The 14,195-nt window shown below is 39.8% G+C and carries 16 protein-coding genes; 5 read left to right on the forward strand and 11 right to left on the reverse strand.

Annotated elements, in window-relative coordinates:
• Nucleotides 1-43 precede the first annotated feature (43 nt).
• Nucleotides 44-1,099 (forward strand): ribosome small subunit-dependent GTPase A, encoded by a 1,056-nt coding sequence (rsgA, locus tag ERX37_RS08630; protein ID WP_165982015.1) that lies wholly within the window; start codon nucleotides 44-46, stop codon nucleotides 1,097-1,099.
• A gap of 94 nt (nucleotides 1,100-1,193) precedes the next feature.
• Here rsgA and ERX37_RS08635 read toward each other — a convergent pair whose 3' ends face one another.
• Nucleotides 1,194-1,670 (reverse strand): DUF456 domain-containing protein, encoded by a 477-nt coding sequence (locus ERX37_RS08635; protein WP_133430271.1) that lies wholly within the window; start codon nucleotides 1,668-1,670, stop codon nucleotides 1,194-1,196.
• Nucleotides 1,670-2,872 carry a sugar efflux transporter gene (locus tag ERX37_RS08640; protein WP_133430272.1) on the reverse strand — a complete coding sequence of 401 codons (1,203 nt, stop codon included), beginning with the start codon at nucleotides 2,870-2,872 and terminating at the stop codon, nucleotides 1,670-1,672. Before ERX37_RS08640 ends, ERX37_RS08635 begins: the two co-directional genes overlap by 1 nt.
• A gap of 57 nt (nucleotides 2,873-2,929) precedes the next feature.
• Here ERX37_RS08640 and ERX37_RS08645 point away from each other — a divergent pair, with 57 nt between their 5' ends.
• Entirely contained in the window at nucleotides 2,930-3,574 is a 645-nt protein-coding gene (locus ERX37_RS08645) for an MOSC domain-containing protein (RefSeq protein ID WP_165982016.1), read from the forward strand.
• A 2-nt stretch (nucleotides 3,575-3,576) separates the two neighbouring features.
• Here ERX37_RS08645 and ERX37_RS08650 read toward each other — a convergent pair whose 3' ends face one another.
• From ERX37_RS08650 to ERX37_RS08660, 3 genes are read right to left on the reverse strand one after another with little or no spacing between them, the layout of a single operon-like run.
• On the reverse strand, nucleotides 3,577-4,233 hold the full coding sequence (locus tag ERX37_RS08650) for a GTP pyrophosphokinase (RefSeq protein WP_133430274.1): 657 nt from the start codon (nucleotides 4,231-4,233) through the stop codon (nucleotides 3,577-3,579).
• A gap of 11 nt (nucleotides 4,234-4,244) precedes the next feature.
• A complete protein-coding gene (locus ERX37_RS08655) occupies nucleotides 4,245-5,096 on the reverse strand; it encodes a LysR family transcriptional regulator (RefSeq protein WP_133430275.1) in 852 nt (283 codons plus the stop codon).
• A complete protein-coding gene (locus tag ERX37_RS08660) occupies nucleotides 5,083-5,844 on the reverse strand; it encodes a TatD family hydrolase (protein WP_165982017.1) in 762 nt (253 codons plus the stop codon). Before ERX37_RS08660 ends, ERX37_RS08655 begins: the two co-directional genes overlap by 14 nt.
• 162 nt (nucleotides 5,845-6,006) lie before the next feature.
• Here ERX37_RS08660 and ERX37_RS08665 point away from each other — a divergent pair, with 162 nt between their 5' ends.
• Entirely contained in the window at nucleotides 6,007-6,876 is an 870-nt protein-coding gene (locus tag ERX37_RS08665) for an SDR family oxidoreductase (RefSeq protein ID WP_133430277.1), read from the forward strand.
• A gap of 88 nt (nucleotides 6,877-6,964) precedes the next feature.
• Nucleotides 6,965-7,348: a YkvA family protein gene (locus ERX37_RS08670; protein WP_133430278.1), complete on the forward strand. Its 384-nt coding sequence runs from the start codon at nucleotides 6,965-6,967 to the stop codon at nucleotides 7,346-7,348.
• A gap of 3 nt (nucleotides 7,349-7,351) precedes the next feature.
• Here the strand turns inward: ERX37_RS08670 and ERX37_RS08675 are convergent, their stop codons facing one another.
• The 3 genes from ERX37_RS08675 to ERX37_RS08685 all read right to left on the reverse strand — a co-directional run bounded on the left by ERX37_RS08675 (nucleotide 7,352) and on the right by ERX37_RS08685 (nucleotide 10,502).
• Nucleotides 7,352-7,888, reverse strand: coding sequence for a ribonuclease FAU-1 family protein (locus tag ERX37_RS08675; protein ID WP_133430279.1), 537 nt, complete (start codon nucleotides 7,886-7,888; stop codon nucleotides 7,352-7,354).
• Between the two features lie 79 nt (nucleotides 7,889-7,967).
• Complete coding sequence (locus tag ERX37_RS08680; protein ID WP_133430280.1) at nucleotides 7,968-9,839, reverse strand: DHA2 family efflux MFS transporter permease subunit; 1,872 nt, start codon at nucleotides 9,837-9,839, stop codon at nucleotides 7,968-7,970.
• A gap of 12 nt (nucleotides 9,840-9,851) precedes the next feature.
• The gene (locus ERX37_RS08685) at nucleotides 9,852-10,502 is read right to left on the reverse strand and encodes a biotin/lipoyl-containing protein (RefSeq protein WP_133430281.1); all 651 of its coding nucleotides are present in this window, start codon (nucleotides 10,500-10,502) and stop codon (nucleotides 9,852-9,854) included.
• A gap of 172 nt (nucleotides 10,503-10,674) precedes the next feature.
• Between ERX37_RS08685 and ERX37_RS08690 the strand changes: the two genes are divergently transcribed.
• Complete coding sequence (locus ERX37_RS08690) at nucleotides 10,675-11,442, forward strand: nuclease-related domain-containing protein (protein WP_133430282.1); 768 nt, start codon at nucleotides 10,675-10,677, stop codon at nucleotides 11,440-11,442.
• Between the two features lie 211 nt (nucleotides 11,443-11,653).
• Here ERX37_RS08690 and ERX37_RS08695 read toward each other — a convergent pair whose 3' ends face one another.
• From ERX37_RS08695 to ERX37_RS08705, 3 genes are read right to left on the reverse strand one after another with little or no spacing between them, the layout of a single operon-like run.
• Nucleotides 11,654-12,493, reverse strand: a complete 840-nt coding sequence (locus tag ERX37_RS08695; protein WP_133430283.1) for a MetQ/NlpA family ABC transporter substrate-binding protein — start codon at nucleotides 12,491-12,493, stop codon at nucleotides 11,654-11,656.
• A gap of 12 nt (nucleotides 12,494-12,505) precedes the next feature.
• Entirely contained in the window at nucleotides 12,506-13,171 is a 666-nt protein-coding gene (locus ERX37_RS08700; RefSeq protein ID WP_133430284.1) for a methionine ABC transporter permease, read from the reverse strand.
• Nucleotides 13,161-14,177 carry a methionine ABC transporter ATP-binding protein gene (locus ERX37_RS08705; RefSeq protein ID WP_133430365.1) on the reverse strand — a complete coding sequence of 339 codons (1,017 nt, stop codon included), beginning with the start codon at nucleotides 14,175-14,177 and terminating at the stop codon, nucleotides 13,161-13,163. The genes ERX37_RS08700 and ERX37_RS08705 overlap by 11 nt, the downstream gene beginning before the upstream one ends.
• Nucleotides 14,178-14,195: the final 18 nt, after the last annotated feature.

Here is a 14,195-nt window from a genome sequence, read left to right on the forward strand (position 1 = left end):
GATGCCATGGGTATTTTTTATTAACTGAAAAAGGATGATTGATTTGATTACTTTAAAACAATTAGGTTATACAGGTACAGTTAATGGACTAATCGGACGTATTTCCACACAGTCTAAAGGTATTTATAAAGCAATAACAGAAGAAGGGACCTACCTTGTTTCACTGAAAGGGACCTTCAAATATGATTTAGTAGCCAGAATTGATATCCCTGCAGTGGGCGACTTCGTCAGTATTCAGCCCTTTCCTTCAGAAAAACGCGGTATTATTACAGAGCTACTGCCAAGACACCAGGCATTTATAAGACAGTCAGCAGGTACGGAGACGAAACCGCAAGTGATATCAGCCAATGTTGACTTCGCCTTTCTTGCCATGAGCTGCAATGACAATTTCAATATCAACCGAATGGAGCGCTATTTAATTGCCGCATGGGATTCTGGTGTGAATCCTATTATTCTACTGACAAAAGCCGACCTCGTCAATGACCTGGACAAAGAAATCATGCTGGCAGAGTTATCGGATATAGCTGCTGACGTCCCTATCTATTTTATGAATATGCATACTCATGACCATATCGAGCAGCTTAGAAATCTGCTGCAACCTAATAAATCAGCGACTATTTTAGGTTCGAGCGGTATAGGAAAATCGACATTGATCAATAAGTTGATGGGACAGGAAGTCATGGCCACTCAGGAAATCCGACAATCTGACAGTAAAGGGAAACATACGACGACACACCGGGAACTACTCATCTTACCAACGGGCGGCGTTATCATTGATACACCCGGTATGAGAGAGTTTCAACTCTGGTCAACAGGTGAAAACCTGGGTCTTAGCACGGAATTTGAAGATATTGAATCCTTAATAGCTTCATGCCGCTTCAATGATTGTAGTCATACAACTGAGCCCGATTGCGCAGTAAATCAAGCATTCGATGATGGTTCCCTCAGTCATGATCGCTATCAGCGCTACCAGAAATATCAAAAGGAACTAGCCTTTCAGGAGCGCCGAGGTAATGAAGCACTCGAGAGATTAGAGCGAGAAAAATGGAAGAAAAATTCAGCTATAGGCAGACAAAATCGAATGAAAAAAGGCAGATAAATTAAATAAGGGACTTCCATCGTCTGTAACGGCGATGGAAGTCCCCTACTTTTATTTTATAAGACTTTCGTCCATAACACCGATGCTGAAAGCCCTAAAAGTTAACATAAACATCAGCAAAAAACCAGCTGACCATCAGAACGAGAATTAAAAACTTAGCCATTGTACTCGTCAGGAAGCCAAATAAAGAACCAATACTCGACTGTAGCGCCTGTCTGATATTCCGCGTTGCGAGTAGTTCAATCAACAGTACTGCAATAAAAGGAACGACAATAATACCGAATGGCGGCAGGATAAAGCTACCGACAATCACACCGATTGCAGCAGTAATCTCTCCTGCCTGGCTGCCCCCATATTTCTTAACAAAATAGCTACCCGCTACATAATCACTGACTAAACTTATAACCGTCAGGATGATCATGACGAGCCAGAAAAGCCATGATAACGTTGTGTTATCAATCAAGAAGTGGTAGACGAGAAAACCTGCCCATATCATTAGAACTCCGGGTATCATCGGCATCACCAGACTGACAAATGCAAGTACAAATAGTAAACCGACTAGTAACCACATCAGCCAATATCCTCCATCTTAACCGGCTTTGTAAAAATCAACAGTATAAAGGCAACAGCGATAAACGCTGCTGATACGAAAAAAACATTTCCAAGCCCGACAATACCACTCATAAATCCACCGAGCAGATTACCGACCAGCTGGCCAACAATCATCGCATTTGAAAATAACGTAGAAGCATAACCCGGGAAATCAGGAAGAATATCCTGAAAATAGCTGATGCCAAGACCCAGCAGAATAGCCAGGAAGAAGGCCAGTGCCACTTGACCGATCAACATCGCAGTGACACTATCAAAAACACCGATTGAAAAGTAATAGCCGCCACCGAGTAAAGCACCTATCATTAAGAGGGTCCTTGTCTGCATTTTAGAGGCCATAATACCCAGCACAATCATAAAAGGGACTTCAAGTCCTGCACATAGACTTGCTAAATAACCTACATTGGATTCAGAAGCATTTAAATACTCTGTGATGAAAAGTGGCATATTAAGCGTGTACATCCACTGCCCGATATGTAAGAAGACAAAAGCCAGGAACGGAACAAGCAAATACATATCACGCAGTAAATTGGGCACGATAGGTTCTACATATCCTTTTTCACGCTTGATAACCGGTCTTTCAATATCCTTATAAAAAACTAAAATAGTCAGCAGTGCTACTAAATAACACAGAATCGTCCCACCGAATAGCCCGGCATATCCGAAATGTTTGAGTAAAATAGTGCCTACCAATGGTCCGAAGAGAAAGCCGAAGCTGAACATGGATCTCAGTACAGTGTTTGCCAGTACTGCATTCTTATTGGATGTAGAAGCATTGATACTCTCACGTGCTGATGCATACATCTGCGGCATAGCTGGTGCACCGAGACCCGCAAAAAAGACGTACATCATAATAAAAATGACAGGTGTATGGATAAAGAAATAGCTACTGAATGCAATACTCGACATAATGAGGCTGAACATAATCATATACTTACGTTTAAAACCTGACTTGTCAGAAAAGCGTGCAACAATCGTATTGACCAGGAAGCCAGCGAGAGCAAAAAGAGCCATCATAACGCCATACATACCTCTTGTCATTCCAAGTTCCTGCGTCGCATATAAAATAAAGAAAGGCACTGTAATGGCTAGAGCCATACCCAGCAGCATCATATCCAGCAGGAACAGTTTATAATTTTTTATTTTTAATAATTCTCGAAACATTTTCTCACACGCTTTCTTATAATATTGTATGATGAAATAAAACTTGAGGTGATAATGATGAACTATGACATCCTAAAAATTTGTACAGGTAAAGTAGAAAAAGTGATGCTAGGAGATAAATTCAAAAAAACAGCGGTCAACAAATATCCTATCACTGAAGCGACCTATCTTTCTAAGCTTGGCTTCGCAGGTGATGAACATGAATATAAAGGACATGGGGGTGTCAATAAAGCGGTCTGCCTGTATGACAAACTAGATTATTCATTATGGACTGACTATATTCAGGATATGCCGGACTATGCTATGTTCGGTGAAAATATCACGACAGTCGGTCTTACAAAAGATCAAATTGCCATTGGTGATATTTTTAGATTAGGTGACACCCTCATACAAGTTACAGAAGGTCGCGGCCCCTGTAATACCATCGCCCAAAAACATCAAGTGCCTCAACTTGTGAAATTAATGAGCGCAAGCCATGCAACAGGATGTTATTTCCGCGTTCTTGAAGAAGGCGTGGTACAGCCGGATAGCCAGCTCGAACTCATTCATCGTCATCCGGTTCAGTTCACACTTGATGACTTCAATACATTGATCTATACAGATCAACGCAACCAGATACTCATTCAAAAAGCATTGAAAGTCGATGCTCTGTCTGAGGAACATCGACTTAAATTTGAAAAACGTCTTAAAAATAACGACTAAACTTAATCAACTAATATTGTATTGCGGACCTGAGTCATCTTCTCATCAAGTTTACTTGAGGCAAGTGCTACCTCATACAGCTCATCTTTAAGATCCTGACTCAGTTCCTTTGTATTATATTTATACTGCAGCTTATGTTCTGTTGAAGCAAAGAAATCCATGGCAAGCGTCCGAATCTGTATTTCAGCAGGTACCCATTTGATTCCTTCAGATAAAATCAATTCCGTCTCTACAATCAGATGCAGACTCTTATAGCCGCTCGGCTTAGGATTCTTAATGTAATCTTTCACCCTTCTTATTCTAAGATCATTCCGTCTTTTTAACAACTCATATATCTTATAAACATCATCTTCAAAACTAGTAACGATTCTTAGTCCCACTATATCAAAAATATTGTCACGAATGCCTTCAATCGTAAAAGGTACACCTTTACGTTCTATTTTCCTCTGCAGAGACTGTGAAGTCTTCATGCGTGTCTTGATATGCTCAAAAGGAGAATATTCATAGCGTGTCTGCCATTCAAGTTCAATGATTTCAATATCACTTTGCAACTCAAGGAGGGCCATCTCATACAGTTTGATGAAGTCATTGAACTCCAGGATAATCTGTCTGTAATCTTCATGAGCACCGAAGCTATTAAAAATTGTCTTTAAATCCATCTTTTCACCTTCTACTGATATTGTTTCATCAGACTAATAAACGCCTCCACCTGTGGCAGAGCGAGAACATCATTGTCATAACTCATATAAGTACGACGAAGCAGAGGCTGTTGTCCTGCGCTCAGCAACTTCACTTCAAACTGATTTTTGTCAATATCACCGATCACTATTTCAGGTAATACTGTCATACCTACTCCACTGAGTAAAAGTGCTTTACATGTGGCAATCTGATCCGTGCGGATTTTCGGTATGTATAGCTGATGGAACTGTTCAGTGTACCAGAGTTCAATTTCCTTTAAATAAGCAGTATCCGCCTGAAATTCTATAAATGGCAGCATTTCAAGCTGATCTGCCTTCGCTTTCGGATAGATAAAGTAATGCTTATCTTCAAGAAAAATTTCATTATTCATATTCATGATTTCAGCACCCCTGATGATTGAGACATGGAAGTCATGGTGATTCGCAATAATCTGAGAGCTTGATCCCACTTGCAGCTGAATTTTAACATCTGGATACAGCTCTATATAGCGTCCTAGAACTTCAGGCAGGATAGTCTGACCGATAAGTGAAGAAGAGCCAATGGATAACTTACCATTGATGATACCCTCAGAGGAATGAATCAACTCTCTTAATGTCTCTTCTTCCTTTAATATTTGTCTCGCGTGCTGGATAATACGCTCGCCATTAGTCGTCACTATCAATTTCTTCTTCGTCCGAATAAAAATAGGGGTCCCCCATTCCTGTTCAATACTTTTTAGGCGCTGGCTAACAGCCGGCTGAGAGATATACAGGAGAGCCGCCGCTTTTCTAAGTGTTTCAGCATCAGCAAGTGTGACAATCAGGCGGTAATCATCTATTTTCATCAAGAGCCTCCAAACGATAAAATGTCCGTGTATTCATACGTAGTGTATGAGCCACTGCATCTCGTTTCATCTTTTTAATCACTGTGACCTCATTTATTATAACAGATAGCATGTCTGAAATCTCACTCTTTCCAAATCCTGTATGGGGCCACGGTCCATCTGTTTCAATCATCAGCTGACTAATAGGCACCTGTTCAGCTACTCGTCTCGTTTTATCGTTCCAGAGAATATCAGGAGTCACACTCATATAATGACCAGCAGCTATCACTTTATTTAGTGTCGCATCCGCTGCTTTAAACCAGTGGAAGTGTCCTCTTACTTTATAGTGTTCAAGCAGATGAAGTGCAGTTTCCGCATCTGAATAGACAGCATGCAGAGCAACCGGCAAATCAACTTCAGCTGCCAATTGAATCAGCTCTTCCAGCACGTTCAAGTACCCTTCTTCACTCTGTACTTTACCTTCACGCCGCAAATATTGCGGCAGCCCTATTTCGCCGACTGCAGACAGGTCATGGCGGTGCTGCTTAATCCACCGCTTCAATGCATTCAGTTCATCGGCAGATAACAGTGGCTGCTCAGGATGAAATCCAGCCGCAATCTGAATAACAGGATACCGTTTTCTTAATTCAAGGAGACGCTTGCTGCTGTTCAAGTCAGTTGCAACTGCGATGACACCTTCAACCTGCGGCATAATATTTGCAATCTCAGCGTCCGTATATTGATCAAGGTGAATATGACTATCATACATAAGCATTCTTCTTCCATTTCTTTATATAGTCTTACTTTTCATTCTGAACTTATTTATTGAAAATCACAAATTAAAATCTTAATTTTTAAAGCAGTGTACAACGTTTCATATGATAGTTTAAAAGGTATAACTAATTAATCACAAATTTCAGGAGGTATTTCCATGGATAAATTTGAAAAGATTGATAAAGAGATTAAAGGTTATACACAGGAAGGTCAACCTGGTCGAGAAAATGAAATGGATCCGAAACCTATCGCAGAAGACGATGATTATAAAGCGGGCGGTAAGTTAGAAGGTAAGGTCGCCCTTATTACAGGTGGTGACTCTGGTATTGGTCGTGCCGTAGCTATTCTTTATGCCAAGGAAGGTGCTGATGTTGCAATCGGCTACTTTGATGAAAAGCAGGATGCTGAGGATACTGTCAAACGTCTTGAAGAAATCGGCGGTAAAGCTAAGGCTTATGCTTTTGACTTAAAAGATGTTGAACAATGTAAAAAACTCGCTTCAGACGTTATGTCTGATTTCGGCCCTATCAATATTCTTGTCAATAATGGCGGTGTACAACATCCGCAGGAAGACTTCCTCGATATTACACCTGAACAGATTCAGGAAACATTCGCAACTAACATCTTTGGTATGATGTATTTAACACAAGCAGTTCTTCCTCATATGTCTAAAGGAGACTCTATCATCAACACAAGTAGTGTCACTGCTTATCGTGGTTCTGAGACATTGATTGATTATTCAGCAACTAAAGGGGCTATCACAGCATTTACACGTTCATTGTCACAGCAACTTGCACCTAAAGGTATCCGCGTAAACAGCGTAGCTCCAGGTCCAATCTATACACCACTGATTCCGTCTACTTTCCCAGCTGAAAAAGTGGAAAAACACGGACAAGAGACAGCTATGGAACGTCGCGGTCAACCAAGTGAGAATGCTCCTGCGTATGTCTTCCTTGCGTCACAGGATTCTACTTATATGACAGGACAAGCTATTCATATCAATGGTGGCGACTTCATCACTAGTTAATGCACAGAAAGCCTCTTCTATAGAAGGCTTTCTTTTTTATGTCTATTTTTAGTAAGATAAGCTATGATATATTTCGAGGAGATATGATATGAATCGTCTTAAACTTTGGGCTAAAGAAATGAAAAAACAGCTGACAGTCCTTTACTTTGCTGCGCAGCACCCTAACATGCCTCTCGCTTTAAAATTATTCGCTTTATTCATTGTCAGCTATGCACTCAGTCCATTTGACCTTATACCTGATTTTATTCCTGTCTTAGGTTTACTGGATGATATCATCCTACTCCCTATCGGCATCTATCTATGTTATCGATTCACACCTGCGCATATTATAACTGAGGCGACTGCTCAGGCTGCTTCTGAAAATATAGGGAAGAAAGATTCGTTTTTGATTCTTATATTTATTATGGTGTTCTGGATTGTGATGCTTATAGCTGGCGGTTCATTTTTCATGCATGTAATCAATAAAAAATAACACCTAGAGCATAGGTGTTATTTTTTGTCTGCAATATTCGACTTTTTGTGCAAATGCAATAAAATCTGTACTGATTCGTTGCATGAGTTCATTCGCTGTTTTATATGCTGCCTCGAACTGACTTTGAGTGATTTCACCTTTGCTGAGAGCACGTTTAATATCCGCTTCATCAACCAGCTCATATTCTCCAGTAGGCAGCACCAGAATATCAAGGAACATGTCACATGTTCTTGCCTCGCCCATCTCCAGAATATTGCATTCATTAATATCGATGTAATACTGGACAGGTTTTCCTGCCGAATCGTACATCGCAGTAATGCTGTAGTCTTTATCCTTTGGTAATAACTGCAGCCATTCATAACCCACATCAGCTACTGTGATGAGCTGGCCTACTACTTCTACCTGTAAGGGAGACTTCACTTTCTTCATCGTCACGAGACCAACAATACCGTCAAACGTTGAATCTTCTATTCTCAGTTCCTTGTATTCCTTCTTCTGTAGTCTACGCCAGTATCGCTTATCAATATATTTCGTTTTCAAGTCGCACAACTCCTTAAATATCATTATATAAAAATAAACAAGTTGAAGGAAATACTTTTTCAACTTGTTTATGATTTAGTTATGCTTCATCTGAACGATAATGATCTTTTCCTTTAAGGAAGAAGGACATAATGAATGCAATGGCACTCAATACTGTCGCTACCCAGAAGGCGTCATTAATACCATTGACTGTAGCAAGCTGCTGCATGCGACCCATTATCATCTGTATACCGCCTGCATCAGATCCAATCGCCTGGCCTGCCTGCATCATCTGTCCAGTAATAGCTGGATTTGTTTTGTCGAGCGCATTCGCAATATCACCCATGTGGGCAGTCGTCTGCTGCGTCATGACAGTGACAAGAATGGCTGTACCGATAGAACCAGCAAGCTGACGAATCGTATTACTGAATGCATTACCGTGAGGAATTAATCGGCCTGGCAGTGAGTTCATACCCGCCGTCATAATCGGCATCATAATAAACGCCATACCGAATGAACGGAGTACATAGATACTTAAAATATGTCTATATGTTGTATCCATGTTCAATTTAGTCAGCTCCCACGTGGCATATGTCATGATCGCCAGACCAAAAATAGCCAGAGGTTTAATGCCGACTTTATCGAAAAGACGACCTGCAATCGGCCCCATCAGACCCATCAGCAGTGAACCTGGTAATAGTAATAAACCTGAATCAAGAGGTGAGAATCCTCTGATAGATTGCAGATAGATAGGAAGAAGAATCATCCCACCGAATAATGCCATCGTAACAATAACGTTAATGATTGTTGTAAATGTGAAACCTGAGTATTTTAAAGTAGATAAATCCATCATCGGATTTTTCATCGTTAATTCTCTATAGACGAATAGGGCGATGAAAATAAGACCAATAATCATGGTAGAGATGACAACTGCTGAATCCCAGCCTTTGTTACCTGCTTCACTGAAACCATACAACAGACTACCAAAACCAAGCGAACTGAAAATAACACCTGGTACATCTAGTTTTGCATTGGTAGTCGGCTGAGCAATTTTAAACCAGACAAGTCCGATAAGAATAGCCAGCACACCGATGATGAACATACCGTAGAACATCACATTCCAGTGATAGTTCTGGATCACCCAACCTGTTAATGTCGGACCGATAGCCGGTGCTAAAATAAAGGCAATCCCCATCATTCCCATCGCTGCCCCACGTTTTTCAGGTGGGAAGATAGACATGAAAATATTCGTACCCAGCGGCATCAGAATACCTGCCCCCACTGCCTGAATAAGGCGTCCTGCCATCATCATCGGGAAGTTAGCCGCAATCGCACAGATTAATGAGCCGACTGTAAAGAACATCATGGCTGTCAAAAATAGCTGGCGATAGGTAAAACGCTGGATCAGAAATGCACTGATCGGTACAAGTATCCCGTTGACTAACATGAAACCTGTTGTCAGCCACTGCGCAGTCGACGTTGAAATACTGAAATCATTGATTAAGACCGGGAGTGCTACATTGATCAAAGTCTGATTCAAAATAGCAATGAACATCCCTATCATCAGTACTGTAATAATTTTAGCAATCGTGATATTCTTGCCAAATTTGAGTTTTGGTGCGTGGGCCTTAGTTTGAGCAGCTACTGTTTCCTCTGAATTGTTGCCAGAAGATAACAGTGGCTCAGCGTTACGCTGCGCTTCACTGTTATAGAGAACTTCTGATTTATCATCATGGCGTTCTTCACTATTGTAGGTGATTTGAGGTTCACTTTTTTCAACATGATGCTTGATTGGCTGCTCATATTGAACTTCCTCAGTGTCATGATGATAAACAGGTGCTGCTTTTTCTTTTGATGTCGTTTCTTCGACGTGATCAATCGTCTTCTTAGTACGTTTATTCAAAAGCAATCGATTGATAACAAAGAATATTGCTAGAGATAATAATATATAAACAATGATAAATGAGGTCATACGGTAACCTCCTTAGTTTTTATGAATGCGTACAGTTACATTCATCCCTGGTAAGATGTCTAATGATTTATCTTTAGAAAGGCTGATTTTCACAGGTACTACTTGAGTAACTTTTGTGAAGTTTGCATTACCATTTGAAGAAGGTAATAATGAGAAACTTGAAGCAGTCGCAAGACCGATCTGTTCTACTTCACCATCAAGGGTAGTATCTTTATAACCATCGACGTAGATATCAACATCCTGACCTTTTTTCACGCCATCCAGTTCAGTTTCTTTAATATTTGCTGTTACAAATAATTCGTCCATATTATAGGCATAAGCAATCGGTGTACCTGCACCTACAAAACCGTTCTCAGTCGCTTGTGTTTTTACAATTGTACCGTCCTGAGGCATTTTAAGACTCATTTTAGAAGGTTGACCATCAGTTCCTTGAGCCATTACTTCTCCAATTGTGTCGTCTTTAGCAATATCATCTCCTACTTTTTTATCGAAAGAGATTAATTTGCCTGCCGCAGGACTCGCAATTGTGAGCTGTGTACCGTCCACTTTCGCATTGTCCGTCTTCACATAATTAGTAGCTTCATTATAGAAATGAAATGCTGCAATACCGGCAATCGCAAGGATAAGTAACGTTAATACATTGACTAAAACTATTTTCTTCATTCAAATTCCTCCATTTAATTTTTTCACATAGATATTATTATAACGCCTTCGATTTATGTATCAACCAACAGTTTGTAATGAAATGTTGGAATATAGATGTTTTCTACAATCGGAAGCGATTACATTTACAAAATATTTATATTTTCCTTCTATAATATGAATGAGGTGAAAAATGACTATTGCGGATAAGATGAATGACTATCAGATTTTAAAGAAAAGACAGCCACTCAGCATAGAGCAGAAAGATGATTTCTACAGTGTTTACTATGGATATTCGGGCGAACAATCATTTGCAGAACTATTACCTGCTGTGTCTATAGTCAGAGATCTGCATGTGCGAAGTATTTCTAAAGGTCTTGCGCAGTTCGATATTATCGTTGTACATGATCAGACAGTGACGCATTATGATATTAAAAATTACAAAGGCCAATTTACTGTACAGAACCACGGTCTTACTAATCAATATGGTAAGTATTTCAAGAATCCTGATGATCAGTTAGACCGGGCGCATTACATTCTCGAGGAATATGTCAGGCGATTTAATCCTCATTATCAAGTTGAAAGTTATGTCGTCTTTATTAATGAAGGTTTTCATTTTTCCGGTGATAACCGTAATCCAAAATGGTTGTTCAGAAGCATGCTTAGCAGTCACCTGCAACAATACGCTGATGAGCGTTTTATGGCTTTTGAAAATGCAGCACTCTGTCACTATTTACAGGGAGTAGCTAGTCCGCCACTCAATATAAATCCTATACAACGTTCACCCTTCAATATGAATATGAAAGGACTCAGATGCAACTGCGGCACTTATATCAGTGAACAACTGTATGGGAAAAAGAAAACGTATTGCCCAGTATGTGAGCAGCTATATACGACGAGAAAAGTTGTTTTTAATAACTCACTGGAGTTATATATCAAAAGGTACTGCATTTTCGATTAATGAAGCATTTGAATGGTGCGAACAAATCAGTAAACGCAGTCTGTCGAGGTTATTAAACGAAGAGTTTGAATCAAGTGGACAAAGTAAAGCAACTGTTTATTATAGAAGCAATAAATGAAGTTATTGGGTTATTCTCAGTGAGAATTGGCGCGCTCATTCTTTTCACTACAAAAAACACCTCACGATATGTGAGGTGCTGCCAATTTTCATATTATTGAGCATCTTTTTCGACTTGCTTGATTTCATCTTCAGTTAATTCATGGACGATTTCGCCACCATTAGAATTTTTCTCGATTGCTTTTGCAACTTCAGGTGTATGGTAGTACTCTACAATCTTCTTGTATTCTTTTTTATCTTTGTTTTCTGTTTTCGCTGCAATAACATTAATATAAGGTTTTGCATTTTCTGCATCTGGATTTTCAAGATAAATCGGATCGTTCTTAGTGTCGAATCCTGCTTTCCCTGCGACACCATTATTGATGATTGAAGCGGCTACATCAGGCAGTACACGTGGTGTCTGTTGTGCATCGATTGCTTTAATTTTAATACCGAGTTTATTTTCTTGTATTTTAGAAGGGTCACCGAGTAAGCCAAAATTGTCTTTTAACTTAATAATGCCTGCTGTTTCCAGTAAACGAAGGGCACGTGCCTGATTTGTCGGATCATTAGGAATAGCAACTGTATCCCCTTTTTTAAGTTCCTTAATATCTTTGATTTTTTCTGAGTAAATACCCATTGGTGCGAATACTGTTGTTCCGATTGGTGTAATATCCAGATTATGTGCTTTCTTAAATTCTTCAAGGAACGCGAAGTGCTGGAATGCATTGAGATCGATTTCTCCTTCATTCAATGCATTATTCGGAATCGTATAATCCTGGAATTCCACAAGTTCTACTTTAATACCATCTTTCTGTGCTTTTTCTTTAATGATATTCCAGACTGTTTTATCTTCACCTGTCACACCGATTTTAACAGTCTTGTCATCTTTATTCCCCCCACATGCTGCTAAAAATACAACCACACTTAATACTAAAAATAATAATCTTTTCATTTTCATCTCTCCTTATAATCTTCCTGTATATATATTTGCAACCTTATTGCCAATAAACTGAACAATCTGTACTAAAATAATGAGGATCAGAACGGTAATGACCATCACTGCGACATCGAATCTCTGATATCCATACGTGAATGCAAGATAACCAATGCCACCTGCACCGACTAACCCGGCAACAGCAGAGAATTCAATCAGCGAGACAGTTGTAAATGTCAGTCCTAAAATCAATGCACCTGCTGCTTCCGGGATAAGCACTTTAAATAAGATTTCAAATTTGGAAGATCCCATTGCTTCAGCAGCTTCGATAACCCCTTTATCCACTGAAATAATATTGTTCTCGACAACCCTCGCGATTGTGAGTGATGCTGCTAATGTCATCGGAAAAATAGCTGCCCATATACCGATTGTCGTCCCAATCAGAAAGCGCGTAATCGGAATCAGTGCAACTAAAAAGATGATAAAAGGGATTGGTCTGATCGTATTGATCAGAAAGTTCAATATGAGATTAACCGCTCTATTTTCAAGAACATTGCCACGACCTGTGGCATAGAGCAAAATACCGAGTGGAATACCGATGATAGCCGCGAGTACGAGTGTAATGCCTACCATAATTAGTGTATTCATTAGTTCGTGCAGAATAACTGGATAAAACTCAGATAAATTAGCTTTCAAAACCTTCGACCTCCTTTATTTCAATACCGTGTTGATTCAATTCAATCAGAGCAAGCTGAACTTGATAATCTGGTCCGACTGCTTCAATAAGTAAATTACCGAATAGTCGGTCGGTTAACTCGGTTATACTGCCGTAAAGAATATTGAAATCAACGTCGTATTTACGTCCAATCTGACTGAGCACAGGTTCCAGAATTTGTTGATGATTGAAAATAAAACGATAAACTCTGCGTTTTGTCGTATCGACTTCAATCGGGATATCATCATTTAAAACTGAATGAACAAAACGCTTTGTCGTCGGATGTTTTGGATTAGTAAAGAGTTCAAATACTTTATTCTGTTCTACTATTCGTCCCTTCTCCATCACAGCTACTTCATCACAGATTGTCTTAACGACTTCCATCTCATGCGTAATCAGTACAATCGTAATATTCAGTTCTCGGTTGATTCGCTTCAGAAGTCTTAAAATCTCATCTGTCGTCTCCGGATCAAGTGCAGATGTCGCTTCATCACACAGTAAAATCTCAGGTTCAGTTGCTAGAGCACGTGCGATGCCGATACGTTGTTTCTGACCACCTGATAATTGCGCGGGATAATCATGTTTCTTATCAAGCAATCCTACGAATTGAAGCAACTCATCGACCCGTGCATCCAGCTGCTCTTTTGAATATTTCTTCGATAACTTAAGTGGATATTTAATATTGTCGGCTACGGTCTTTGCCTTAAAAAGGTTAAACTGCTGAAAAATCATGCCGATATTCTGACGTCTTTTTCTTAGCAGTTGCGCTTTCAGCTTCGTAATATCCTCTCCGTCTACCATCACTCGACCCGCTGTCGGTTTTTCAAGCTTATTGATCAGACGGATTAATGTAGATTTGCCGGCGCCAGAATAACCGACAATGCCGTATATCTGTCCTTTTTCAATCGAAAGTGACACATTTGAAAGTGCTTCTACAGCCCCTTTTTTCGTTTCAAATCTTTTGGTAACATCTTCAATTTCAATAATGGCCATAATTTCCTCCTA

Origin of the sequence: Macrococcus hajekii (assembly GCF_004359505.1) — a bacterium.
GTDB classification, from domain to species: domain Bacteria; phylum Bacillota; class Bacilli; order Staphylococcales; family Staphylococcaceae; genus Macrococcus; species Macrococcus hajekii.